Below are 20,519 nucleotides of genomic sequence, written 5' to 3'. Positions count from 1 at the left end.
GGCTCCGACGGCGACCGGGATTTCGTGTTCCCGTCCGAAGACACCCCGCCGAGCCTGGTGCTGTTCACCCAGAACAAGCCCGGCCTGGCCGACAGCCCGGCTGCCGCGAAGGGCGCCAAGATTATCTCGATCGAGGACATCCGCTGGGGCCGCCGCGACATCAAGACGGTGCAGCTGCTGTATCCGTCGATGGGCAAGATGATGGCCAAGAAGGCGGGCTGCGACGATGCCTGGCTGATCGAGGACGGCTATGTGACCGAGGGCACCTCGAACAACGCCTATTATGTGAAGAACGGCAAGATCGTGACCCGGCCCTTGTCCAACGACATCCTGCACGGCATCACCCGTGCCGCTGTTCTGCGGCTGGCGGCGGAAGCGCAGATGGAGATTGAAGAACGCCTGTTCACCATCGACGAGGCAAAAGAGGCGGATGAGGCCTTTACCACTTCTGCCAGCGCCTTTGTGATGCCGGTGGTGGAGATTGACGGCGTGCAGCTGGGCGACGGTACCCCGGGCCCGATCGCCAAGCGCCTGCGCGAGATCTACCTGGAGGAAAGCCGCAAGAAAGCGGTCTGAGGCACACGGCCCGGGTTGATGATGCCCGGATTGATGAGGAAGGCCGTCCCGTTGGGGCGGCCTTTTCTGCTTTGCGGCAGTTTGGTGAGGCCTTCACAACGCGTTGATGCGGCGAGGACCGGCCGCCATTGATGCCGGTCAGTCAACAGTTCTGCGCGCAGCGGTAAGAATGTCTCTGTATAGGGCGTTTCACGGCAGGATTTTAACTAATTTTACACAAAATGGGCCGGTTCAGGGCGAAATAGGATAGGGTGAAGACAGAGGACGCAAGGCCCGGATGACCGGGTGTTCGCCAGAGTTTCACGTTAGGGAGTTGCCCCATGGACCAGACCTTTCAGCCGGAGTTTGCCGCAGTGGCGGAAGGCCCGTCAGCCGCGGGCAGCGAGGCCGAGATCCTGGCAGCCGTGCGCAGGGTTCTGACAGCCGAAGATGCCATTGACCCGGAGATCGCGCAGGCGGCGGCCAAACGCGGCTGGTTCGCGGACACAGGCCAAGCGCCGGAGCGTCCGATCAAAAGCTCGCTTGCGGCCCGGTTGCTTGGCCGGTTCCGCGGCTAGGTTCCACCGCTCTGCCGGGGACAGCACCGCCACTCCGAAGGCTGTGAGCCGTATGTCGGGCGGCGGCATGGATCATCATCTTCCGGCGCGGGCCGCTGGCCACAGAGGCCCGGGGCCTGGCGTTGTGATCCTGGCGGAACATCCAGGGCTGGCGGCGGCTCTGGGCGGGGCGGTGGTGTTCACCGCGGGTCTTTGGGCGCAGAAACCGCATCCCTGCCCGCAGGCGCCGGAACAGCCCTGCTGACCAGCCTATTGCTTGTCCGTCACGTTTTCCTTCAACGAGACCTCGAATTCCGCCTGTTTCCCGGGACCGGCCTCGGTCTGGTAGCCGGCTTTCCACTCCGCCATGGTCATGCCGTAAAAGGCCTCGCGCGCGGCGGTCTTGTCCATGTCGATGCCGCGCTCGTTGGCCGCCTCCTGGTACCAGCGCGCCAGGCAGTTGCGGCAGAAACCGGCCATGTTCATCAGGTCGATGTTCTGCACATCGGTGCGCTCTTCCATCAGGTGCTTTTGCAAGCGGCGGAAGGCGGCAGCCTGGATTTCAATCTCGGTTTGCTTGTCCATGGCTGGACTCCTTCGGTTCGTTCTGCGGGTCTGCGGCAAGGCCTATCAGCCGGGGCGGAGGCGGGCAATGGCACCGGGCAGGGGGTCAGATCAGCTGCAGTGCGGCCCAGGGCCCCAGTGCCGTTGTCAGGATCAGGAGCTTATAGGTGCCAAGCCAGCGGTAGTTGGTCAGGCTGACATCCGCAGGCGCCAGCCCGAACATGCGGGCGTGCAGGCCGGCCGCCCAGTCCTGCATCAGCAGCATCAGAACGGCAGACAGCGTGAACAGGCCGAGATGCAGAACGGTCAGCCAGCCGAAAAAGGCAGAGAGGGTGTCCTGGGTCATGAGGGATCCTTTCCCGGTATCGCCCGCGTTTCGCTGACAGATATGGGGAGGCGCGGCTGCGCGCGCAATGGCGGCAGCCGTTTGCCGGTGCGGGGAGCGGCCGGGAAAAACCGGTTGTCCGGGCCGGATCAGAGGCCGGAGGCGTCCAGCGCCCTGGGCAGGATGCGGGCCAGGCGTTCCGCCCAGATGTGCTGGCCCTTGTGTTCGGCGATCAGGTCGTTTCTAAGTTCAACCAGTGTGTTGGGGCGTCCGGGTTTGGTGGCGTGGGTCTCGATCGCGTCGCCGGGCAGGTGGCCGGTGTAGGGCTGATTGACGCCGGTGCAGAACGTGGTTCCGCGGTTCAGTTCTTCGATCACGAAAGGCGAAAACCGCTCGCCTTCGGGAAACAGGATGCCAATCTCCCAAGGGCGCGGTTCCCGCCCGCGCAGCTGGCGGGTGAAGCTGTGGATCGAAACGATCACCGTGCCGGGGCGTTCGGCCAGCCGGGCCAGGGCGCGGTGGTACGGGCGGTAGCACTTCTCCAGCCGCTTGGTCAGCTCGGCCGCGCCGGCGTGGCGGTTGGCCGGGATGATGGTGCCGTCGTAAAGCTTCATCAGCAGCGTCGGGTCATCCTCGCCGCGGTTGGGGTCGATCACCAGGCGGGAGAAATTCGAGGCCACCACCGGCGCGTCCAGCATCCCGCCCAGCAGCTTGGCCACCTCATAGGCGCCGACGTCATAAGCAATGTGGCGCTCCATATCCGCACGCGGCAGGCCCAGATCGCCGCCGCCGGCAAACTCCGGCACATGATTGGTAGCGTGGTCGCAGGTGATCAGCCAGCGGGCGGGGCGGTCTGCACCGTGAACAAAATAGGGTGTGTATGTCATGAGCCTGATATGTTTTGCCGCAAGATGTTTACGGGAGTTGCGGCAGAATGGGAATTGGGGGATAAGCACCCTGAACGCTGTTTGCGGTAACATATTTCAGGTCCGGAGGAGAAGACCCCGATGAAACGCTCGCGCAATGTGAAGATTGTCGCCACCCTGGGGCCGGCTTCGGAAACCTATGAAACCATCCGCGCCCTGCATGAGGCCGGCGCCGACGTGTTCCGGCTGAACATGTCGCACGGCAGCCACCCGGAGATTGCCGAAAAGCACCGGATCATCCGCCAGGTGGAGCAGGACCTGGACAGCCCGATCGCGATTCTGGCTGACCTGCAGGGGCCGAAACTGCGGGTGGGTGTCTTTGCCAACGGTGCCGAAGATCTGGTGGAAGGCGCCAGGTTCCGTCTTGATCTGGACGAGGCCGAGGGCGATGTGAACCGCGTCTGCCTGCCGCATCCCGAGATTTTCCAGGCGCTGGAGCCGGGCGCGCATCTCTTGGTCAATGACGGCAAGATCCGTCTGGCGGTCGCGGACTGCGGTCCGGATTTTGCCGATTGCGTAGTGGAGACCGGCGGCACCATTTCGAACCGCAAGGGGGTCAATGTGCCCGACGTGGTGCTGCCGCTGGCGGCGCTGTCGCAGAAGGACCGCGCGGATCTGGAATTTGTCTGCGCCCTGGGTGTCGACTGGCTGGCGCTGTCGTTCGTGCAGCGGGCCAAAGATGTGTTCGAGGCCCGCGGGCTGGCGGATGGCCGCGCCGCGGTGCTGTCAAAGATCGAAAAACCGCAGGCGGTGGAGGATTTCGAGGCCATCCTGGATGCCTCGGACGGGATCATGGTGGCACGCGGCGACCTGGGGGTGGAACTGCCGGTGGCGGCGGTGCCGCCGATCCAGAAGCGGCTGGTGCGCAAGTGCCGGGCCGCGGCCAAGCCGGTGATTGTGGCGACCCAGATGCTGGAAAGCATGATCGAAAGCCCGATGCCGACCCGCGCCGAAGTCTCGGACGTGGCGACCGCCATCTATGAAGGCACCGACGCAATCATGCTGAGTGCCGAAAGCGCGGCCGGCCAGTATCCGATCGAAGCCGTGCAGACCATGAACAAGGTCGCGATCGAGGTCGAGGCAGACCCCACCTATACCCAGATCATCGCCGCCTCGCGTTCGGCCAAGGGCACCACCGTGGCCGATGGCATTGTGGCGGCAGCGCGCGAGATTGCCGAAAAGACCGAGATCAAGGCGATCTGCTGTTTCACCCAGTCCGGCACCACCGCGCTGCTGACCGCCCGCGAACGCCCGGGGGTGCCGATCATCGCCATGACCCCGGTCAGCGCCACGGCGCGGCGGCTGTGCCTCAGCTGGGGGTGCAAATGCGTGATGACACCGGAGCTGGACCGCTTCAAAGGCGCTGTGGTGAACGCGGCGCGGGCGGCGCGCGCCGGCGGCTATGCCGAAGACACCGACCAGATCGTGGTCACTGCCGGGGTGCCCTTCAATGTGCCGGGCACCACCAACATCCTGCGCGTTGCCCCCTGTGACGAGCGGTTGATTTACAGCACTGATCCGGATTGACGGCAGGCTGCTTGCCTTAAGGCCGGCGGCCCGATTTGAAAGCACCGCCCCTTGGCCTACCATTTCCCTGTGTCAGGTTGTGACGGGGGACGTGGTGCATGGGAACTGATCTGCCGCTGATTGCGGGGCTGGCGATTGCCGGGTTTTCGGTGCCGTCGATTCTGTCGGCCTTCAGCGAACAGCGGCCGCCGCGGGCCTCCGCGGCGGCCATTCTGATTGCCATCGGCCTGATCACCTATGCGGTGCTGATGAAGCCCGGCGGCTACCGCGTGGACGAGGTCCCGGATGCGTTTTTCCGGGTAATGGGACGTCTTCTGTAGAGAATCGGCTTGCCCATCCGGCAGGCATTGCGTATTGGGCAGCTCTGTTCCGCGTGGCCGGCCTTTCTTAGGCATGCCGAGTCGCGCGTCTAGCGAACCCGCATTGAAGGAGACGGAAATGCCCAAGATGAAGACAAAGTCGAGCGCCAAAAAGCGCTTTAAGGTGACCGCGACCGGCAAGGTCCTGGCAGGTCAGGCCGGCAAGCGCCACGGCATGATCAAACGGACCCGCAAGTTCATCCGCGACGCCCGCGGCACCACCACCCTGTCGGCACCCGACGCAAAGATCGTCAAGGGCTTCATGCCCTACGACCGCTAAGAGGAGATTGAGATATGTCCCGCGTTAAAGGTGGTACCGTCACTCACGCCCGTCACAAGAAGGTCATCAAGGCAGCCAAAGGTTACTACGGCCGCCGTAAGAATACCTTCAAGGTCGCCCGTCAGGCCGTCGACAAGGCGAACCAGTATGCAACCCGCGACCGCAAGAACCGCAAGCGCAACTTCCGCGCGCTGTGGATCCAGCGGATCAATGCTGCTGTCCGTTCGCATGACGAAGCGCTGACCTATTCCCGCTTCATCAACGGCCTGACCCTGGCCGGCATCGAAGTGGACCGTAAGGTTCTGGCCGATCTGGCCGTGCATGAGCCCGAAGCCTTTGGTGCCATCGTGCGCCAGGCACAGGACGCACTGGCCGCCTGAGCCCGCCAGCATTGACGAATTCTGTAAAAGGCCGCTCCCCACCGGGGGGCGGCCTTTTTCGCATTGCCGGATGTCCCTGCGCGGTCCCTGCGTGGCTGTTATGATCCCGGAGGAGGATTTCGTTGGAATCCGCGGGCCCTCGAAGATCCCGGAAACTGCGGCAACCCGCTGCGGCTGGCCGCGGCAAGGGATTTGGCGCCGCCGCCAAGACGGCCGGACACCGCAGGCTTGATCTGAGCGGTCATGACCCGGCGGCCGCCTGCCGCTGTGATGTCACCACATGCGGGTCCTGGCATAGTCCGCATAGCCTTGGTCATAGGTTTCGGCTTCGAACTCCGCCTCCTGCTCCTGCAGAAACTGGCCCGCTGTGGGCAGCGCAGGGCGCCCGGCGTCCGCGTCCCACAGGCGGGAGCGCAGGATTGCCTTGGCGCATTGAAAGTACAGTTCCTGGATGCTGATCACCGCGACCGTCGCGGGCCGCAGGGTCGTGCGCTCAAACGCGGCGCGGGCGGAGCTGTCCGCTGTCAGGAAGGCGGAGCCATTTACCCGCACCACGTTGCTGCTGCCAGGCGCCATGAACAGCAGGCTGACACGGCTGTCGCGCACGATGTTGCGCAGCGAATCGAGCCGGTTGTTGCCGCGCCAGTCCGGCAGCCAGAGGGTCCGCTCATCTGCGATATGCACCACCGGGCCGTCATCGCCGCGCGGGCTGGCATCGGTGCCCTCAGCGCCGACGGTGGACAGCACCAGAAAGCGGGAGGCAGCTATCCACTCCCGGTACAGCGGCGTCAGCCGGGTGGCGACCTTGGTCAGGGACCGCGGCGCGGCGGTGCCGTAGATCTGTTCAAGTGCTTCGGTGCTGGTGATTTTCTGCATGCCCAGGCCTCCTTTTGGCGGCAATGTAGCTTGCCCTTTCGGCGCGTTGGGGCCAGTTCTTGCTCAAATGGGCCAAAGAGACGATATCCGGCGGCGGGGCTGGTCCGCGTCCGATGCGGTGCAATCGCTGCCGCATGGGGTGGCGTCTTATGCCCGGACTTACCGGGATGGCTATGTCTCCGCCTGGCATGACCACCCGCGCCATCAGCTGGTCTATGCCGTCGCCGGGCTGATGATGGCCAAGGCCGATGGCACCAGCTGGGCGGTGCCTGCGGGCACAGGTCTGATCGTGCCTGCGGCCATGCTGCACGAGATCCGGATGGTGGGAGAGGTGCAGCTGCAATCCTTGTACATCGATCCGGCGGAAACCGGCGCCGGGGCGATGGCGGCTTGCCGTGCGGTAACGGTCTCCGGGCTGCTGGCGGGGCTGATTGCGGCGCTGTGCGCAATGGGCAATCCCTGGCCGCTGCCGCCCCGGGCGCATCACCTGAGCCAGCTGATCCTGATCGAACTGGGGGCGGCGCCAGACACGCCGCTGGCGCTGCCGTACCCGCCGGACGCGCGGCTGCGCCGGGTGTGCGATGCGCTGATGGCGGATCCGGGAAGTGCCCGGACAATTGACCATTGGGCGGCACTGGCAGGGATGAGCCGCCGTTCCTTCACCCGGGCGTTTCAGCGGCAGACCGGCAGCAGCTTCGGCCAGTGGCGGGAGCGGCTGCGTTGCCAGATTGCCTTGCGGGCGCAAGCGCGGGGCGAGGCGATGGAGCAGATTGCGCGCGATCTAGGCTATGCCAGCCGCTCCGCGCTGCAGGCGATGATGCGGCGGCGGGTGTGATCAGGCACTGTCTGCAGGCGGTGTTGACCTCCGCAATCGCGCTGCGGATCGCACTGTTGATCGTACCGTGGACTGTATAGTGTCAGGTTGCATCGGGCCTTTCTGACCTTTCCGGCGTCATGGCATTTCACAGCCATCCGCCAGGCTGCCAAGGCAATGGACTGGCTGGCAAGCGCATCAATGCATTTCATCGGGACAGCGGTGCTGCGGGCTGACGGCGGTGCCGGCCTCCACGCTGGGCGTCAGGCCGGAGGCAATCCAAGCCAAGTTGCTGACCGCGGTTTCTGATTACGCTTCATCCACGGCAATCCCGTGCGGGCCGTGGCGGATGACGGCCCACTGGCCGTATGTGTCGTCCAGGTCCAGCGGGATGGCGGCAGTGGATTTGCTGGAGCCGCTGCCGATTTCCGCCAGGGTGAACTCGATGCCGCCGGGGATGCCGATCTGCACCCGGTGCGCGCCGCCGCCATGCGGGGCCTGAATCGGGCGGCCGGTGGCATGCAGCAGGCCTGGGATGTCCACCTTGGCGGTGCGGTTTTCGATGTCGGCCTCATAGCCGATCCGCTGGAACAGCGTCTCATGCACGGTGTCGCACATCGCGCGGAACACCCACCAGTGGGTGGCTTCCTCATCCGTTTCGCCGCCCAATAGCACAGTTGAAAGCGCCTTGCGCTGGGCATCCGTGGCGCGGTCGTCGATAATCGCCTGCAAGGCGCCCTTGCCCTCGAAAATCGGGCCGGGCCAGGCATAAAGAAGGGCAGCGCGGGTGCCGGTCAGGTCGGTTTCGCCGAAATGGCCCTTGTCGATATGGATCACCTCGAAGCCGGTGCAATTGCCGTGGGTGGGCAGATCCTCGAACTGGCAGGGGCAGCCGTAGTTGCAGTTGCAATTGCCGAAGCTGCGGCCCTCGATATACCAATCCACATGTGCCATGGCTGCCCTCCGGTTCTGCTGATGTGAAGATGCAGGCGGAGTATACCATGAAACCGGCGTGATTTCAGGGGCGGCGATCCGGAGCGGCGCAGCGGGGTGACACAGCCCTGCGGCATCCGCCCTGGGCCTCTTGCTTTCAGCGGCTCTTGTGGTAGCAGGGCACAAGCAGAATTCGAGGGGCCGTGATGGACGATCTTAAAGCCAAATACCTGGGTCAGATTGCAGAGGCCGCGGACGAGGCCGCGCTGGAGGCAATCCGCCTGGCCGCCGTTGGCAAGAAGGGCGAAGTGGCGCTGAAGATGCGCGAACTGGGCAAGATGACCCCGGAAGAGCGCCAGACCGCAGGCCCGGCGCTGAATGCGCTGAAGGATGAGATCAACTCGGCCCTGACGGCCAAGAAATCCGGCCTGGAAGATGCCGCCCTGGATGAGCGTCTGCGCACCGAGTGGCTGGACGTCACCCTGCCGTCGCGCCCGGCGCGCCAGGGCAGCCTGCATCCGATCAGCCAGGTTCAGGAAGAGATCACCGCGATTTTTGCGGAACTCGGCTTTTCCGTTGCCGAAGGGCCGCGGATTGACACCGACTGGTACAATTTCGACGCGCTGAACATCCCCGGCCACCACCCGGCGCGGGCCGAGATGGACACGTTTTATATGCACCGCGCGACAGGCGACAACCGCCCGCCGCATGTGCTGCGCACCCATACCAGCCCGGTTCAGATCCGCTCGATGGAGAAGATGGGCGCGCCGCTGCGCATCATCTGTCCGGGCGGCGTCTACCGCGCCGACTACGACCAGACCCACACGCCGATGTTCCACCAGGTCGAGGGCCTTGCGCTGGACGAGAACATCTCGATGGCGAACCTCAAGTGGGTGCTGGAGGAATTCGTCAAATCCTTCTTTGAGGTGGACGACGTCGAGCTGCGCTTCCGCGCCTCGCATTTCCCCTTCACCGAACCCTCGGCGGAGGTCGACATCCGCTGCTCCTGGGATAACGGCCAGCTGAAGATCGGCGAGGGCGACGACTGGATGGAAATCCTCGGCTCCGGCATGGTCCACCCCAAGGTGATCGCGGCCGGCGGCATCGACCCGGAGATCTATCAGGGCTTTGCCTTCGGCATCGGCATCGACCGTCTGGCGATGCTGAAATACGGCATCCCGGATCTGCGCGCCTTCTTTGACAGCGATCTGCGCTGGCTGCGCCACTATGGCTTCCAAAGCCTGGACATGCCGGCGCTGCATGGCGGTTTGAGCAGGTAAACAGGCCAATCAACCGACCTTCCGTCCGGCTGCCAGGCCGGACCGCGCCCGTCCCGCCCCCCACGGGGCGGGCGCTTCGCTTCCCACCCCGCCGGGCCGGGCGCTGCCCTTAATGAATACGTCCAGCGCGGAATCAAGGCCGAAGGCCGCCGCGCTATCGCCTGACCGCCCGCACGGGCAGGCGATTTGGTTCCTCCAGCGCAAGGCTTGAAATTCTACGGATTTGGCCGGCATAAACCGGCACACATCAGTGTCGGATCGCCAGCCCGCGGTCAGGCGATGGCGCGGCTTGCCAGCTGACACAATCCGGGCTTTTCCACCTCACTCCCTGCTATCCTTGCCGCCGGCTGCGCCCGCGCCCTTGAACCTTGCCGCAATCTTTGTCATTGCCTCTGGCAAACTGCATGTCTGCCAAGGGGTCCCCGACCGATGAAATTCACGCTTTCCTGGCTGAAAGACCACCTCGACACCGATGCTTCGGTGGACGAGATCACTGAGGCTCTGACCGATCTGGGTCTTGAGGTCGAAGGCGTCGTCAACCCGGCCGACGCGCTGAAGGATTTCAAGCTTGGCTATGTGACCCATGCCGAAAAGCACCCCGATGCCGACAAGCTGCGGGTCTGCAAGGTCGACACCGACGAGGGCGAATTGCAGATCATCTGCGGCGCGCCCAATGCGCGCGAAGGCATCACCGTGGTGGTCTGCAAGCCGGGCATGTATATTCCGGGGCTGGATATCACCATCGGCGTCGGCAAGATCCGCGGTGTCGAAAGCTTTGGCATGATGGCGTCGGAGCGCGAGCTGGAGCTCAGCGAAGAGCACGACGGCATCATCGAGCTGCCGTCGGGCAATGTGGGCGACAGTTTTGTCGACTGGCTGGCCGAGAATGACCCGGCCAAGGTGGATCCGGTGATCGAGATTGCGATCACCCCGAACCGCCCCGATGCGCTGGGGGTCTACGGCATTGCCCGCGACCTGGCGGCGCGCGGCCTCGGCACTCTGAAAACCCGCGCCTTCGAGGCGGTGCCGGGCGATTTCGCAAGCCCGATCAAGGTTACCATCGACGAAGACACGCTGGACGGCTGCCCATTGTTTGCCGGCCGCCTGATCAAAGGCGTGAAGAACGGCCCCAGCCCGCAATGGCTGCAGGACCGGCTGACGGCGATCGGGCTGCGGCCGATATCGGCGCTGGTGGATGTCACCAACTTCTTCACCTTCGACCAGAACCGCCCGCTGCATGTGTTTGACGCGGCCAAGGTACAGGGCGGCTTGCGCGTCCACCGCGCGGCTGGCGGCGAGACGCTGAAGGCATTGGACGAGAAGGAATACACATTCAGCGCGGGCCAGATGGTGATCTCGGATGCCAATGGCCCTGAAAGCATCGGCGGCATCATGGGCGGCGAAGAAACCGGCTGCACCGGGGAAACCGTGGATGTGTTCCTGGAAAGCGCCTTCTGGGATCATGTGCAGATCGCGATGACGGGCCGGGCGCTGAAGATCAACTCCGACGCGCGCTACCGGTTTGAGCGCGGCGTGGATCCGGAATACACCATCGAGGGGCTGCACCGGGCCACCCAGATGATTCTGGATATCTGCGGCGGCGAGCCGTCCGAGGTGGTGATCGCAGGCGATGTGCCGGATCATTCCCGCGCTTACAAGCTGGACTCCGGCCGGGTGCAGTCGCTGGTGGGGATGGAGATCCCGGAAAGCGACCAGCGCCAGACCCTGACCCGCCTGGGCTTCCGCCTGGAGGGCAACCTGGCACATGTGCCCAGCTGGCGCCCGGATGTGCAGGGCGAGGCTGATCTGGTGGAAGAGGTGGCGCGGATTGCGTCGCTGACCAAACTGCAGGGCAAGCCGCTGCCGCGGCTGACCGATGGCATTCCGAAGCCGGTGATGACACCGCAGCAGCGCCGCCAGCAGATGGCGCGCCGCACCTGCGCCAGCCTCGGCTATAACGAGGTCGTGAGCTACAGCTTTATTGACAAATCCTCCGCCGCGCTGTTCGGCGGCGGCGAGGATGCCACCATGCTGGCCAATCCGATCTCCTCCGAGATGTCGCACATGCGCCCGGATCTGCTGCCGGGCTTGTTGCTGGCCGCGGCGCGCAATCAGGCGCGCGGGCTTTTGGATCTGGCGCTGTTCGAGGCGGGCCCCGCCTTCACCGGCGGCGAGCCGGGCGAGCAGGTCACCCAGATTGCGGGCCTTCTGGTGGGCCGCACCGGCCCCAAGGACGTGCATGGCGCCTCGCGCGCGGTGGACCTTTATGATGCCAAGGCGGATGTTGAGGCGGTGCTGGCCGCCATCGGCGCGCCCGCCAAGGTGCAGATCCTGCGCGGCGGCGCCGGCTGGTGGCACCCAGGCCGCCATGGCCGCATCTGCCTGGGCCCGAAAAAGACCCTGGGCGTGTTCGGCGAGCTGCACCCGAAGGTGCTGAAACAGATGGGGATCAAGGGCGCGGCTGTGGCCTTTACCATCTGGCCGGATGAGATTCCGATGCCGCGCAAATCCGGTGCAAGCCGCCCGGCGCTGGACATCAGCGACCTGCAAGCGGTGGAGCGGGATTTTGCCTTTGTTGTCGATGCAGAGGTTGAGGCGCTGACCCTGGTCAATGCCGCCGCCGGGGCCGACAAGGCGCTGATCCAAGATGTCCGCGTCTTTGACCAGTTCATCGGCGGCTCCCTGGGCGAGGGCAAGAAGTCGCTGGCCATCACCGTGCGGCTGCAGCCCAGCGACAAGACGCTGAAGGAAAAGGATATCGAGGCGGTGAGCGAGAAGATCATTGCCAAGGTCACCAAGGCCACCGGCGGTACCCTGAGGGGCTAAGGCTGGACCCAAGACTTTTGAAAAAGTCTTGGCAAAAGTTTTGGGCAAACTTTTCGGCAGCGCTCCCGGCGGGGCGCTGCCTTTTCCGTGTCACCTTGCAGCGAAAAACTCCGCCAGCAGATCGAATACCAGCCGGATCCGGCGGCTGGTGTGCAGCTCGCGGTGAGTGGTGAGCCAGACAGGAACGACAATCGGATCCGTGCCGGGCAGCAGGCGCTCGATTCCCGGGGTGACTGCGGCCACGTCATCCATCATCGGGCAGATACCGAACCCCTGTTTCACCAGCTCCCACGAGGCCAGCCCGCTGGTGGACTTGATCCGGAAATTGTCAGGCGTCAGGGCAATGCCCAGCGGTGCCATGAAGGCAATTGAGCGGTCCACATCGGCAAAGCCCACGAAATCATGGTTCGCCAGATCTGCTGGCGACACAGGGCGGCCGCGCCGCGCCAGATAGCTGGCAGCGGCATAGAAATGGGCGCTGGCCTCCTGCACCAGCCGGGCGATCAGCTCGGGCTGATCGGGGCGGACGTGGCGGATGGCGATATCGGCCTCGCGCCGCATCAGGTCGCGGATGTCATTGGCGGCCACCACGTCAATGGTCAGCCGCGGCGCGCACTGGCGCAGCTGGTGCAGCACCGGCGGCAGCACATGGGCGGACATCACATCCGAGGCGGTGATCCGCACCGTGCCGTCGATGGATTGCGCCTGGCCGGTTGCGGCCAGGCACAGACCATCGGCCGCCGCGCCCATCTTGCGGCTGTGGGAGAGCAGCTCATGCCCCGCCTCGGTCAGGGCCAGGGTGCGGCCCAGGCGCTCAAAAAGCAAAACGCCCAGGTCCCCCTCAAGCGCTGCAACCTGGCGTGACACTGTTGGCTGGGTCAGCCCCAGCCGCCGCGCCGCCGCGGAAAGCGAGCCGGCCTCAGCCGTGGCCAGGAAGGCGCGGATATGGTTCCAATCAGGGCTATTCATGCAAATATGTATATCAACCCTGCGGATTTCGGCAATTTATCTGTGGTTTGCGCATGAATAAGGTCTTTCCAACCAAGGAGATCCGCCATGACAGCCGACGCCCGGTTTTGGAATAAAATCGCCTCGAAATACGCCAGGTCAGCAATCCGGGACGAAGACGCCTACCGCTATGCCTTGGAGCGGACCCGTTCCTATCTGAAAGCCGGAGACAGCGTGCTTGAACTCGGCTGCGGCACCGGCTCTACCGCGATTGAACTGGCCCGCAGCGTGTCCAGAATCACCGCAACCGATCTGTCCGAGGCGATGCTGGAGGTCGGCCGCGAGCGGGCGGAGGAGGCCGGCGCCGGCAATGTGGAATTTCAATGCAGCAGTGCCAGCCAGGCGCCGGAGGGCCCGTTTGATGCGGTTCTGGCGCATAACCTGCTGCATCTGCTGCCGGATCTGGAGGCTGTTCTGCACGGTGCGGCGGACCGGCTGGCGCCCGGCGGGCTGTTCATCTCGAAAACCCCCTGTCTGGGAGAGATGCGGGGCAGCTGGAAATACCGGATGTTCCAGGCCGCCATCCCGCTGATGCGGCTGGCGGGCTATGCGCCCGGCTATGTGGGTTTCCTCGACATCGCCACGCTGGAAGCGGCGGTGCAGCGGGCCGGGTTCGACATCATTGAAACCGGCAATTACCCGGCGGACACACCGGGCCGCTATTTGGTGGCGCGGCGGCGCTGATCCTTTGCCTTTCGCCCGGCAGCCCTAGGTTACAGGGCGGAGGCCGATATGTTCGAGGACCGGATGGCTGCCGGGCTTCAGCTGGCCGGGCAACTGGCTGAACTGCCGATGACGGACCCCGTGGTACTGGCGCTGCCGCGGGGCGGGGTGCCTGTTGCGCTGCCCATTGCGCAGACACTGCAGGCCCCGCTGGACCTGATCCTGATCCGCAAGATCGGCATGCCCTCCAACCCGGAACTGGCAGCCGGTGCCCTGGCCGAGGGCAGCAATCCCATCTTCAACGGCGCGCTGTTGCAGGCCACCGGCATGAAGCCGGAGGATTTTGCCCCCCAGGTCGCCCAGGCGCGGGAGGAAAACGCCGCCCGCCGGTTGCGTTACCTGCAAGGGCATCCGCCAGTGGAGCTGGAAGGGCGCACCGCCGTCGTGGTGGATGACGGCATCGCCACCGGCGCCACATTCATGGCGGCGCATTTCTGGCTCAAGGACCGCAAGCCTGCAAAGGTGATCCTGGCAGTGCCGGTGGCGCCGCCGGAAGCGGTGGACGAATTGCGCCCGCTGGTAGATACTCTGGTCTGCCTGCTGAGCCCCAGCGAGTTCTGGGCGGTCGGCGCGCATTACAGGAATTTTACGCAAACCAGCGACGCAGAGGTCACGGCCGCCCTGGCCGCGGCCCCGCAGGCTGGCGCAGGAAAGGAAAGAACGTGGCATTGAAGGTTTACCTCTCGGGCGAGATCCATACCGATTGGCGCGAGCAGATCATTGAAGGCGCAAAGGGGCTGGAGGTCAGCTTCAGCGCGCCGGTGACCGATCACGGCGCCAGCGATGATTGCGGGGTGGCGGTGCTGGGGGCCGAGGAGAATAAATACTGGCACGACCACAAAGGCGCCATGGTCAACGCGATCCGCACCCGCAAGGGGATCGAGGATGCCGATGTGGTGGTGGTGCGCTTTGGCGACAAATACAAACAGTGGAACGCCGCCTTTGATGCGGGCTATGCCGCGGCGCTGGGCAAGTCGATCATCGTCCTCAGCCCGCCGGAGCACCAGCACGCGCTGAAGGAGGTTCACGCCGCGGCGTTGGCGGTGGCAGAGGAGCCGCGCCAGGTGGTGGAAATCCTGACCTATGTGCAGACCGGGGAGCTGCCTGCATGACGGTTGCGGGGTCCGGCCCGGTTCTGGAAACGGACCGGCTGATTCTGCGCCCGCATGTGGCGCAGGATATCGACGATGTGGCAAGGCTTTGGGCTGATCCTGACGTGGTGCGCTATATTACCGGCACGCCGTCCAGCCGCGAGGACAGCTGGGGGCTGCTGCTGGGCTATATCGGCCATTGGCAGGCGTTGGGCTTTGGCTATTGGGCGGTGACGCTGCGCGATGGCGGGCGGTTCGTGGGCGAGGTTGGCTTTGCCGACTTCAAGCGCGATTTGCAGCCGGGGCTGAACGGGGCGCCAGAGGCCGGCTGGGTGCTGTCGCCAGAGGTGCATGGCCAGGGCATCGCCACCGAGGCGGTGGCACGGATCCATCAATGGGCGGCGGAGGCGACCGATTGGGCGGAGACCGCCTGTATCTTTGACCCGGCCCATACGGTGTCGCAGAAGGTGGCGCGGCGGCTGGGATATGCGATGCGGGGTGAAGCCCGCTACAAGGACGGCCCGGCGCTGGTGATGGCGCGCAGCATGCCGCGCGCCTAGGCGCGCGGACGCAGGTCGTTTCGTGTGGCGCCGGCAGCCCCCAACACCCGCGGGTATTGGGGGGCTGCCGGCGCAGCCGCTGCCGGGCTTGGGGGGCGGCGCGGAGCAACAGCCCTGGCACCGGCAACGCTTCGTTAAGCCGGGCAGGGTAGTCTATAGCCCTGAAACAGACGTCCAACCTGATATGGTGCCTGCTGAGCAGGGCGCCGGAAATGCACGTATGAAAAATCGTCGAAAGCCAGCCTCTCAGATCACCCCGCTGATTGAGGACGGGGGCTTGTTCAAGCGGGAAGTCCGCGATGTCGCGGTGGAACTGGTGCCGGTGTTCAGCATGAACAACCGCGGCGATCTTGTGGTCAAGGGGATCGTCAGTCCCGGCACCGAGATCGAGGTGGTGTTTGCCGGCCGCCGGAAGCGCCAAGCGGCAGGTCTGGTCGAGCAAATGAAGAGGCTGCGGGTGCAGGGGGTGCGTACCGCGATGAACGGCCATGAGGCGATCAGCTGTCCCCGGAATCTGCGCCTGCCAGTCCAGGTGCGGGGCACCTGGCGGCTGCGTTTCGACCGCGATGCCTCTGGCTGGGAGGTCAAGAGCTATCAGCTGCTGGCCGCGCAATGGGTCTTTGCCGATGCGGAAAGGGGGGCTGTTCTGTGCGGCTGGCCGCCTGCCGAGTCGGAGAACAGGCTGCAGGACCGCGCCGGGGCCGCGCGGTCCGAACTGGCCGCGCAGAGGGCACGGACGGGCCAGCCCTCTTAGGCAGCAGCGCAGACACGCCCCGCCAAAGGCGGGGCGCCCGGCCCAACGGAGGCAGGCCCGTCAGGGCCGGAAACGGGCGGGAGGGCCTCAGCCCTCTTTCCTGATTTCCACAGAATGCGGATAGGGGATTGAAATGCCCTTGGCGTCGAAAGCCTCCTTCACGCCTTGCGTCAGGGCAAATTTCACTTCCCAGTAATCCTCGGCCTTGCACCAGACCCTGACTGTCAAATCGACCGCGCTGTCGCCCAGATTGGTCACCCGGACCCAGGGCGACGGATCCTGCAGCACCCGCGCATCGGCGCCGGCCTGTTCGAGAATGATCGCCTTGGCGGCATCAGCGCTGTCGCCGTAGTCGATGCCGAACACCATGTCGACGCGGCGGGTGGGGTGATGCGAGAAATTGGTGATGATCGAGCCCCAGGCCTGGCCGTTGGGCACGATGATCTGCACGTTGTCCGGCGTCGCCAGTTCGGTGATGAACAGGTTCAGATCTTTCACTGTGCCGGAGGTGCCGCCGATGTCCACATACTGGCCGATTTTATAGGGGCGGAACAGGATCAGCATGAAGCCCGCCGCCAGATCGCTGAGCGTGCCCTGCAGCGCCAGGCCGATGGCCAGCGTGGCGGCACCCAGCATGGCAACCAGGCTGGTGGCCTCAATCCCGAAGATGTTGAGCACCGCCACCAGCACCACCGCCAGCAGTGCCCAGCGGACCAGGCTGGCGGCAAAATTGCCCAGCGTCGGATCGATCCGCGGGGTCCGGTTGATACGGCTGCGCACCGCGCTGCTGATCCAGCCGGTGGCGATCCAGCCAAGAATCAGAACCAGCAGCGCCTTGGTGCCGCTGACCATCAGCGGCCAGTAGGCGCCGGCCTGTTCAATCAGTTGTTCCATCAAATTCAGTCCTTTGAAAACGCGCGAAAGGAGCGGACGCCCGCTCCTTTGCAATTGTCGCATTCCGCTGTTGCGGCGCTATTTTTTCAGCGAATCGCGGATTTCGAGCAGCACGTCAAGCTCAGACGGCCCGGCGGGCGTTTCTTCTGCCGGGGTGTCTTCTTCGTGCTCCATCGCGTCACGGACGCGGTTCACCGATTTCACCAGCAGGAACACCACCCAGGCGATGATCAGGAAATTCAGAACCGCCCTCAGGAAGGAACCATAGGCAAAAACCGAAGCCCCGGCCTCGCGCGCGGCCTCCAGCGAGCCGTAGCTGGCGCCGTCGCCGCCCAGCACAATAAAGTTGTTGGTGAAATTCACACCGCCGGTGAACAGCCCTATGATCGGGTTGATCAGGTCATCGACCATGGATTTCACAATGGCGGTAAAGGCGGCGCCGATGATGATCCCCACCGCCATATCCATGACATTGCCCTTGGCAATGAAGGCCTTGAATTCGTCCAGCATATCCGTTCCCTCTCCGTCCCAGCGGTTATGTTCGCAGGAGCAGGCTAGGAGCGGCCTTGCAGCCTGTAAACGGGGAATGTTCCGGCCCCGGCGTCAGTGCGAGGCCGGAAACGGCGGGTTTTGCCGGAGATCAGATCGAACTCTTCCACCTCCCGGGGACAGGGCCGTCCTTGGAAACCTCCGGGAGACCGCTGCCCAGGCTGAACGCGGCCATCAGGCGCATCGCTGCGGAACAGCTCCTCCTGGCTGCCGCCCTCCGCCTGGCCGTAGAAGACGGCGCCCTCCAGCGTTTCCAGATCGCCGCCCGCATCCGGGAAGTAGCCGGACAGGTAATTCCCGAAGGCCGGTTCGGTGGCTTGCGGCAGCGCAAGATTGTTGCAGGGGCGGCTCGCGCTGCAGGCAACGACAGGTGCCGCCGCTTGCTTCCGCCGGCACCAGCAGCGGGGCAATAGGGGCTGCGCAAAAGGAAAGCCCCGCCGGGTCTGGCGGGGCTTTGGTGCATTTCGCTGCGGGCTGGGGCGGTTACTGTTTCAGCGCCAGTTTCGGCGACAGCACGTCGATGCCCAGGGCCTCGCCGACCGCGTAGTAAGTCAGCTGGCCCGCATGCACGTTCAGGCCGTTCAGCAGGTGCGGGTCGTCCTCGCAGGCCTGGCGCCAGCCCTTGTTTGCCAGGTTCAGCAGGAAGGGCAGAGTTGCATTGCCCAGGGCCTGGGTCGAGGTGCGCGCCACCGCGCCCGGCATGTTGGCGACACAGTAATGCATGATGCCGTCGACCTCATAGATCGGGTCGGCATGAGTGGTTGCCTTGGAGGTTTCGAAGCAGCCGCCCTGGTCGATGGCGACATCCACCAGCACCGCGCCGGGCTTCATTTCGCTTAGCTGTGCGCGCGAGATCAGCTTGGGTGCCGCGGCGCCCGGGATCAGAACTGCGCCGATCACCATGTCGGCCTGGCGCACCAGCTCGGCGGTTGCGCCGGCGGTGGAGTACTGGTTTTTGAAGGTGCGGCCGAACACGTCATCGAGATACTTCAGGCGGGGCAGCGAGCGGTCGAGGATGGTGACATCCGCGCCCATGCCGGCTGCGATCTTGGCGGCGTGGGTGCCGACGACGCCGCCGCCGATCACCACAACCCTGGCCGGGGCCACGCCGGGGACGCCGCCCATCAGCACGCCGCGGCCGCCATTGGCTTTCTGCAGGGTGTAGGCGCCCACTTGCGGAGCCAGACGGCCGGCCACTTCGGACATCGGCGCCAGCAGGGGCAGGCCGCCGCGGTCGTCGGTCACGGTCTCATAGGCAATTGCGGTGCAGCCCGATTCCAGCAGGTCATGGGTCTGCTCCGGGTCGGGTGCCAGATGCAGGTAAGTGAACAGCAGCTGGCCTTCGCGCAGCATCTTGCGCTCGGCGGCCTGGGGTTCCTTCACCTTGACGATCATGCCGGCGGTGGCAAAGACTTCCTCCGCGGTGCCGAGGATGACAGCACCGGCGGCGGTATAATCCTCGTCGGTGAAGCCGGCCCCGGTGCCGGCGCCTTTCTGGATGACAACATCGTGGCCGTTGTTGACGGCTTCTCGGACCGCGTCCGGGGTCATGCCGACGCGGAATTCCTGCGGTTTTATCTCGGTGGGGCAGCCGATTTTCATGTGTGTTTCTCCTCCAAATTCAATACGGTCATTTTGCCGCAGATACCGCAATATGTGCTGCTTTTTGAGGTGGAAATGAAATAGGGCTTTCGAATAATCTTCGTCAATTCAGGCGAAAATGAGCAAGGTTCTTCGAGAAATGTCGTTAGACGAAACAGATCGTCGCATTCTGTCGGTGCTGCAAAAGCAGGGACGGATTTCCAACGCCGACCTGTCGGAGCGGGTGAACCTGTCGGCCTCCGCCTGCCACCGCCGGGTGCAGCGGCTGGAGACGGACGGGTATATCCGCGATTATGTTGCGCTGCTGGATGCGCGCAAGCTGAACGTGCCGACCACGGTGTTTGTCGAGATCACCCTGCAGGCCCAGGCGGATGAGGTGCTGGACGCGTTTGAAAAGGCAGTGTCGCGGATCCCGGATGTGCTGGAGTGCCACCTGATGGCGGGCACGGCGGACTATATCCTTAAGGTGGTGGCGGAAAACACCGAGGATTTTGCCCGCATCCATCGCCAGCATCTGGCGCGGCTGCCGGGGGTGGCGCAGATGCAGTCGAGTTTTGCACTGCGCACCGTGTTCAAGACCACGGCGCTGCCGGTTTGATGCGGCGCTGATGCTTATTGCCGGACCAGGGGCTTTTGCGCTTGAACCCCGGTGGAAATTCCAGTTGCCTTGGGGGAAAGTGCAGCCAGGGCCGCATGACGGATCCTTTGCCGCGGCGACGGCTGTCTGCTGCCCCGGCGGAGTGACATCAAACAGTCACATGCCGCCCGTACAAGGCGGTGTTTGCACGACCTGACAAGGAAGGAACCCTGCCCGTGACCCGCGAATTTGAAACCGCATCCCTGGATTGGCTGGAAGCGGAGCTGCAGGACACGCTGAACGAGGATATCGAGATTGAATTCTCGGAGCCGATGCTGAGCCAGGAGATCCGCAAGATCTACCGGGAACAACATCCGGAAATGCTCGACCGGCAGATTTATTTCCGCAATCTTTTGCGGCTGCAGGCGGAGCTGATCAAGGTGCAGGACTGGGTGCAGAACTCCGGCGCCAAGGTTTGCATCCTGTTTGAAGGCCGCGATGCAGCGGGCAAGGGCGGGGTGATCAAGCGGATCACCCAGCGGCTGGATCCGCGGGTGGC

Annotated in this window: 25 protein-coding genes and 1 pseudogene; 17 read left to right on the top strand and 9 right to left on the bottom strand. The window is 64.5% G+C overall.

The genetic code is table 11. The features are described 5' to 3' along the window. The 3 genes from VOI29_RS10690 to VOI29_RS10680 all read left to right on the top strand — a co-directional run. Positions 1-576, top strand: a 576-nt coding sequence (locus VOI29_RS10690; RefSeq protein WP_323778596.1) for an aminotransferase class IV, incomplete at its 5' end; no start/stop codon positions are given. 320 nt (positions 577-896) lie between these two features. After that, positions 897-1,133 carry a hypothetical protein gene (locus tag VOI29_RS10685; protein ID WP_323778594.1) on the top strand — a complete coding sequence of 79 codons (237 nt, stop codon included), beginning with the start codon at positions 897-899 and terminating at the stop codon, positions 1,131-1,133. 67 nt (positions 1,134-1,200) lie between these two features. Further along, positions 1,201-1,377 carry a hypothetical protein gene (locus tag VOI29_RS10680; RefSeq protein WP_323778592.1) on the top strand — a complete coding sequence of 59 codons (177 nt, stop codon included), beginning with the start codon at positions 1,201-1,203 and terminating at the stop codon, positions 1,375-1,377. A 5-nt stretch (positions 1,378-1,382) separates the two neighbouring features. On the opposite strand, the gene VOI29_RS10675 is transcribed toward VOI29_RS10680, so the two are convergent. From VOI29_RS10675 to VOI29_RS10665, 3 genes are all read right to left on the bottom strand, one after another. Beyond that, a complete protein-coding gene (locus tag VOI29_RS10675; protein ID WP_323778590.1) occupies positions 1,383-1,697 on the bottom strand; it encodes a DUF1244 domain-containing protein in 315 nt (104 codons plus the stop codon). An 85-nt stretch (positions 1,698-1,782) separates the two neighbouring features. Continuing rightward, the gene (locus VOI29_RS10670) at positions 1,783-2,022 is read right to left on the bottom strand and encodes a DUF6868 family protein (RefSeq protein ID WP_323778589.1); all 240 of its coding nucleotides are present in this window, start codon (positions 2,020-2,022) and stop codon (positions 1,783-1,785) included. A 128-nt stretch (positions 2,023-2,150) separates the two neighbouring features. Further along, on the bottom strand, positions 2,151-2,888 hold the full coding sequence (locus VOI29_RS10665; protein ID WP_323778588.1) for an N-formylglutamate amidohydrolase: 738 nt from the start codon (positions 2,886-2,888) through the stop codon (positions 2,151-2,153). A gap of 120 nt (positions 2,889-3,008) precedes the next feature. On the opposite strand from VOI29_RS10665, the gene pyk reads away from it, so the two are divergent. The 4 genes from pyk to rplT all read left to right on the top strand — a co-directional run bounded on the left by pyk (position 3,009) and on the right by rplT (position 5,473). After that, entirely contained in the window at positions 3,009-4,454 is a 1,446-nt protein-coding gene (gene pyk / locus VOI29_RS10660) for a pyruvate kinase (RefSeq protein ID WP_323778587.1), read from the top strand. Positions 4,455-4,552: 98 nt separating this feature from the next. Continuing rightward, complete coding sequence (locus tag VOI29_RS10655) at positions 4,553-4,774, top strand: hypothetical protein (RefSeq protein ID WP_323778586.1); 222 nt, start codon at positions 4,553-4,555, stop codon at positions 4,772-4,774. Between the two features lie 118 nt (positions 4,775-4,892). Then, positions 4,893-5,093: a 50S ribosomal protein L35 gene (gene rpmI, locus VOI29_RS10650; protein WP_014873788.1), complete on the top strand. Its 201-nt coding sequence runs from the start codon at positions 4,893-4,895 to the stop codon at positions 5,091-5,093. Between the two features lie 14 nt (positions 5,094-5,107). Continuing rightward, positions 5,108-5,473 (top strand): 50S ribosomal protein L20, encoded by a 366-nt coding sequence (gene rplT, locus VOI29_RS10645; RefSeq protein WP_024088794.1) that lies wholly within the window; start codon positions 5,108-5,110, stop codon positions 5,471-5,473. A 273-nt stretch (positions 5,474-5,746) separates the two neighbouring features. Here the strand turns inward: rplT and VOI29_RS10640 are convergent, their stop codons facing one another. Then, entirely contained in the window at positions 5,747-6,349 is a 603-nt protein-coding gene (locus VOI29_RS10640; RefSeq protein ID WP_323778560.1) for an MSMEG_1061 family FMN-dependent PPOX-type flavoprotein, read from the bottom strand. Between the two features lie 67 nt (positions 6,350-6,416). On the opposite strand from VOI29_RS10640, the gene VOI29_RS10635 reads away from it, so the two are divergent. Beyond that, positions 6,417-7,184: a helix-turn-helix transcriptional regulator gene (locus VOI29_RS10635; protein ID WP_323778558.1), complete on the top strand. Its 768-nt coding sequence runs from the start codon at positions 6,417-6,419 to the stop codon at positions 7,182-7,184. A 288-nt stretch (positions 7,185-7,472) separates the two neighbouring features. Here the strand turns inward: VOI29_RS10635 and VOI29_RS10630 are convergent, their stop codons facing one another. Further along, positions 7,473-8,117, bottom strand: a complete 645-nt coding sequence (locus tag VOI29_RS10630; protein WP_323778556.1) for a DUF1326 domain-containing protein — start codon at positions 8,115-8,117, stop codon at positions 7,473-7,475. Positions 8,118-8,302: 185 nt separating this feature from the next. Between VOI29_RS10630 and pheS the strand changes: the two genes are divergently transcribed. Both pheS and pheT read left to right on the top strand, forming a co-directional pair. Further along, on the top strand, positions 8,303-9,376 hold the full coding sequence (gene pheS / locus VOI29_RS10625) for a phenylalanine--tRNA ligase subunit alpha (RefSeq protein WP_323778554.1): 1,074 nt from the start codon (positions 8,303-8,305) through the stop codon (positions 9,374-9,376). A 429-nt stretch (positions 9,377-9,805) separates the two neighbouring features. Then, on the top strand, positions 9,806-12,202 hold the full coding sequence (gene pheT / locus VOI29_RS10620) for a phenylalanine--tRNA ligase subunit beta (RefSeq protein ID WP_323778552.1): 2,397 nt from the start codon (positions 9,806-9,808) through the stop codon (positions 12,200-12,202). Positions 12,203-12,292: 90 nt separating this feature from the next. On the opposite strand, the gene VOI29_RS10615 is transcribed toward pheT, so the two are convergent. Continuing rightward, on the bottom strand, positions 12,293-13,171 hold the full coding sequence (locus VOI29_RS10615) for a LysR family transcriptional regulator (RefSeq protein WP_323778550.1): 879 nt from the start codon (positions 13,169-13,171) through the stop codon (positions 12,293-12,295). An 87-nt stretch (positions 13,172-13,258) separates the two neighbouring features. Here VOI29_RS10615 and VOI29_RS10610 point away from each other — a divergent pair, with 87 nt between their 5' ends. From VOI29_RS10610 to VOI29_RS10590, 5 genes are all read left to right on the top strand, one after another. Beyond that, positions 13,259-13,894: a class I SAM-dependent methyltransferase gene (locus VOI29_RS10610; protein ID WP_323778548.1), complete on the top strand. Its 636-nt coding sequence runs from the start codon at positions 13,259-13,261 to the stop codon at positions 13,892-13,894. Between the two features lie 48 nt (positions 13,895-13,942). Beyond that, positions 13,943-14,605, top strand: a complete 663-nt coding sequence (locus tag VOI29_RS10605; RefSeq protein ID WP_323778547.1) for a phosphoribosyltransferase — start codon at positions 13,943-13,945, stop codon at positions 14,603-14,605. Continuing rightward, positions 14,596-15,045 (top strand): YtoQ family protein, encoded by a 450-nt coding sequence (locus tag VOI29_RS10600; RefSeq protein ID WP_323778545.1) that lies wholly within the window; start codon positions 14,596-14,598, stop codon positions 15,043-15,045. Before VOI29_RS10605 ends, VOI29_RS10600 begins: the two co-directional genes overlap by 10 nt. After that, entirely contained in the window at positions 15,042-15,584 is a 543-nt protein-coding gene (locus VOI29_RS10595) for a GNAT family N-acetyltransferase (RefSeq protein WP_323778543.1), read from the top strand. The genes VOI29_RS10600 and VOI29_RS10595 overlap by 4 nt, the downstream gene beginning before the upstream one ends. A gap of 220 nt (positions 15,585-15,804) precedes the next feature. Then, complete coding sequence (locus VOI29_RS10590) at positions 15,805-16,338, top strand: hypothetical protein (RefSeq protein WP_323778541.1); 534 nt, start codon at positions 15,805-15,807, stop codon at positions 16,336-16,338. Positions 16,339-16,425: 87 nt separating this feature from the next. Here VOI29_RS10590 and VOI29_RS10585 read toward each other — a convergent pair whose 3' ends face one another. From VOI29_RS10585 to ald, 3 genes are all read right to left on the bottom strand, one after another. Beyond that, the gene (locus VOI29_RS10585) at positions 16,426-17,232 is read right to left on the bottom strand and encodes a mechanosensitive ion channel family protein (protein ID WP_323778539.1); all 807 of its coding nucleotides are present in this window, start codon (positions 17,230-17,232) and stop codon (positions 16,426-16,428) included. Positions 17,233-17,310: 78 nt separating this feature from the next. Further along, the gene (mscL, locus tag VOI29_RS10580) at positions 17,311-17,742 is read right to left on the bottom strand and encodes a large conductance mechanosensitive channel protein MscL (RefSeq protein ID WP_323778537.1); all 432 of its coding nucleotides are present in this window, start codon (positions 17,740-17,742) and stop codon (positions 17,311-17,313) included. Positions 17,743-18,264: 522 nt separating this feature from the next. Then, the gene (gene ald / locus VOI29_RS10575) at positions 18,265-19,383 is read right to left on the bottom strand and encodes an alanine dehydrogenase (protein ID WP_323778535.1); all 1,119 of its coding nucleotides are present in this window, start codon (positions 19,381-19,383) and stop codon (positions 18,265-18,267) included. Between the two features lie 139 nt (positions 19,384-19,522). Here ald and VOI29_RS10570 point away from each other — a divergent pair, with 139 nt between their 5' ends. Both VOI29_RS10570 and VOI29_RS10565 read left to right on the top strand, forming a co-directional pair. Next, positions 19,523-19,981, top strand: coding sequence for an Lrp/AsnC family transcriptional regulator (locus tag VOI29_RS10570; protein WP_323778598.1), 459 nt, complete (start codon positions 19,523-19,525; stop codon positions 19,979-19,981). A gap of 215 nt (positions 19,982-20,196) precedes the next feature. Continuing rightward, a pseudogene (locus VOI29_RS10565) lies at positions 20,197-20,519 on the top strand (polyphosphate kinase 2); the annotation flags it as partial.

The sequence above is a fragment of the Leisingera sp. genome (assembly GCF_034669605.1).
Classification (GTDB): Bacteria; Pseudomonadota; Alphaproteobacteria; order Rhodobacterales; family Rhodobacteraceae; genus Leisingera.
This window is presented reverse-complemented; position numbering and strand designations above follow the sequence as displayed.